The sequence below is a fragment of the Zoogloea sp. genome, assembly GCF_023150065.1.
Classification (GTDB): domain Bacteria; phylum Pseudomonadota; class Gammaproteobacteria; order Burkholderiales; family Rhodocyclaceae; genus Zoogloea.
Genome location: NZ_JAKLLN010000050.1, coordinates 1 through 3,062, shown reverse-complemented (window position 1 = coordinate 3,062; position 3,062 = coordinate 1). Strand labels below are relative to the sequence as shown.

Genomic DNA, 3,062 nt, shown 5'->3' with positions numbered 1-3,062 from the left:
GGTCGTGGGCGCTTGGGTGGAGCGCTTCGATCGTCCGGCTCGGGCGAACGTCATGCCGCAGTCGCGGCAGCGGAACCAGTGCAGGCGACCGAGCGCGCCCAGGGGCACGCCGTGGCCGGCACAGCAGGGGCAGGTCGGGGGTCTTCTCTCCGACATGGGCATCCTTGGTTGGGGTGGGATCAGCGGAGGGGCACCGCCTCGGCGGCGCCCTTCTCGCGGCTGGGTCGTGCAGGGCGTGACTGCCGCACATGGCGTCAGAGCAGTCCGCGCTCCGCGAAGCTGACGCACTGGTCGCCGGCGACGACGAAGTGGTCTATCAGGCGGATGTCCACCAGCGCCAGCGCCGACTTCAGCGTCTGCGTCAGGAACTCGTCCGCGCGGCTCGGCTCGGCTTGACCGCTCGGGTGGTTGTGGGCCACCGCGATCGCGGCGGCGTTGCGGGCCAGGGCGCTCTTGACCAGTTCCCGCGGGTACACCGAGGTCTGGGTGAGCGTGCCGCGGAACGCCTCCTCGTGGGTGATCAGCCGGTGGTTGACATCCAGGTAGAGCGCGAGGAAGACCTCGTGCTGCAGGCCTGCGCAGCGCAGTCGCAGCCAGTCCCGAAGGACCTGGGGCGACGACATCACGGGCCCCTGCGCCATCCGGTCACGCAGCTCGCGCATCAGCAGCTCGCGGGCGACACCGAGTCGGCGCGTCAGGAGCTGCTGCGTGGCCGGGTTCGCGTGGGGCGTCTCCCGGTCGCTGACGCGCAGCGCAGCCGGCGTGGGGCCTGGCGATGGATGGGCCGGCAGGCCCAGCATCTCTGCCACCAGGTCCTCGCGCGACGCATGAGCAGCATCGGGCAGGTCCGGCAGATGTTGATGACCCTGGAAAGGGTGGAAGTTCATGGCGTTCTCCTCTCGTGGCGAAAAGGAAGACGGGAACGCCGTTCCCCTCCTTCACAGGCAAGGGACTGGTGTCCCCGCAAGGGAAGGATGTGCAGGCACACGACGGAACGTGGCCGGCACGGTGGCTCAGATGATCATCCGAGGCAGGTAACGACTGCGACGCCGCTGCCGCCCGTTCGGTCGGCATCGGAAACACTCCTCTCGGGAGTGGGTGTGAGCCCATCAAGTCTGCGCCATCGGCGCCGGGGATTCAACCGGGGCGGTGCCAGCGACAGCGCCTTTGCCGCGCTTGCCCGCGCAAAGGGCGCCAGGGTCCGTGCCTTGGTCGGGCATCGGTACGCGGGGAGGTGGCACGGTTCGCGTGACCGCACTGCGCGTGGCCGCGCCGTTGTGGTTGGGCCACGGCCTGCGCGGATGTCTTGGCGGGCAGACTGCAAAAGTGACACCGCAGAGGCACTCGGCTGTCACTGCAGAAATTTCTTCGCCGCGGGCAGCAGCGGATGCGCACAGACTTGCTCAGGCGCGCGAAGATGCGCGGCTTACCGACAAGGCCGACCCGACATGCTGCGCTCCGGAAACCAGCTTCGACTGACCCGACCCGAACGGGCGCGGCTGGCCCGCATCACCGCCATCGAGCCGGGGTCCATCCGAAGCGTCGCGGACCTGCAGGCCTACGTCCGCCGCTGCAAGGCCCACTACTGGGGCCACTCCGATGACACCCGGTTCCTGCACTGGCTGATCGAGCGTGAGGTGCAGTCCCTGACCGGTCGCTGAGCGCCTGTCGCCCCGTTCGCAGTCTCGGAAACAGGAACGCCCCCGGTGCTGGGCCGGGGGCGTGCTGGGTGACGGCCTGGCGTGGATCTGGATCGCGCCGTCTGAAGGGTCTCGAACGTTCGACCGGACAGCTCAGCGGAACACCCGCGGCTCGACGCTCGCCCCGCGCATGAACGCGAGGTACGCACCGGCCTTGCCGATGTCGTCGAAGTTCGCCACGGGCTGCTCGTGCAGCACCACGGCCCAGGGACGGGCATCGTCATCACTGGCGCGGATACGCAGTTCCGGTGGCTGCCAGCGCGGGTGGCGGTACAGGGGCAGGCCGGTGTCCCAGTCCATCAGTGCCAGCACATTCGCACAGAGGATGGCCGTGCCGCCCGCCTGGCCCGGCTCGACGAGCAGCGGCACCTTCAGCAGGCCGGTCGAGCGGCCGACCGTGCCGACCACGTCGAACTCGTCGAGCCAGCTCGCGCCGGTGCCGGTGTCGCCCAGCACCAGCCGCACCTTGCGGCCGTCCCGGCGGCAGGTCTCCAGCACCCTCGCCAGGCGAGGGTCCGTGCCGGGATCGAAGTAGGTGCCGTGGCCCTGGGCGGACTCGCCCCAGGCACGCACCGCAGCGAGGTACTTCTCGTAGCCGGTGAGGCTGGCCGCGTCGTCGGCGGTCGGCATCAGGTCGGGACGCTTAAGGCGCTGCGCGATCTGCCGGGCATGGTCGCGGGCGTTGTCGAAGCCGAAGCAGGTCACGCCACCTTCGGTGGCGATCACATACAGGCGTTGCTCGGGATTCAGGGTGATGTCTCGCATGGTGAACTCTCGAAGTGGGGAGGGCGGACACCGGCCCTGGCGGGCGGGCCCGCGGGCGGTTGGATGGGGTGCCGGTCGCGCCAGGCCGCTGGACGTCAGTCCTTGGCCGAGGCACGTCAGCGATCGAACCCGGTGCAGCCGATGGGGCTGCGCCGGGGTTCGGTTTTCGGATCAGCGCCGGCTGATCAGCACGGCGGGTGCGGGGCCGTCGACGGGAGGTTCCGGGGCACGCTCGGAGCGGCCTTCGGAGCCACTGACCGGCGACGCCTTGGACATGCCGGCCTGGTGCTGGAAGCGGGCGTGCGCGTCGGCGAACTCGGCATCGCCCAGCAGCTGACGAACCTGTGCGGCGGCCGGTTCGGTCCTGCCGTCGGAGTCACGGCCCGAGGCAGGGCGCGCGCCCCGCTTCGATGTCGCTGGCGAGGCCGGCGGTGCGGCGGCAATGGCCTCATCGAGGACGTCCGCAGTGCGGTGGTACGCCTTCTGCGTGACGCCGCCAACGAGGGCTGCGGGTCGCTGCAGCGTCCACTGGACCAGCAGGCGCAGCCATTGCCCGATGCGCTTGTCGCGGGCCTGGCGCGCCTTGTGGACGCGCAG

Annotated in this window: 3 protein-coding genes and 1 pseudogene; 1 reads left to right on the top strand and 3 read right to left on the bottom strand. The window is 70.3% G+C overall.

Annotated elements, in window-relative coordinates; translation table 11 throughout:
- Positions 1-254: 254 nt before the first annotated feature.
- Positions 255-752, bottom strand: coding sequence for a DNA repair protein RadC (gene radC / locus L6Q67_RS23205; RefSeq protein ID WP_296575771.1), 498 nt, complete (start codon positions 750-752; stop codon positions 255-257).
- Between the two features lie 696 nt (positions 753-1,448).
- Between radC and L6Q67_RS23200 the strand changes: the two genes are divergently transcribed.
- Positions 1,449-1,661: a hypothetical protein gene (locus L6Q67_RS23200; RefSeq protein WP_054018255.1), complete on the top strand. Its 213-nt coding sequence runs from the start codon at positions 1,449-1,451 to the stop codon at positions 1,659-1,661.
- 132 nt (positions 1,662-1,793) lie between these two features.
- Here the strand turns inward: L6Q67_RS23200 and L6Q67_RS23195 are convergent, their stop codons facing one another.
- Positions 1,794-2,465, bottom strand: a complete 672-nt coding sequence (locus tag L6Q67_RS23195; protein ID WP_296575763.1) for a hypothetical protein — start codon at positions 2,463-2,465, stop codon at positions 1,794-1,796.
- A 171-nt stretch (positions 2,466-2,636) separates the two neighbouring features.
- A pseudogene (locus L6Q67_RS23190) lies at positions 2,637-3,062 on the bottom strand (hypothetical protein); the annotation flags it as partial.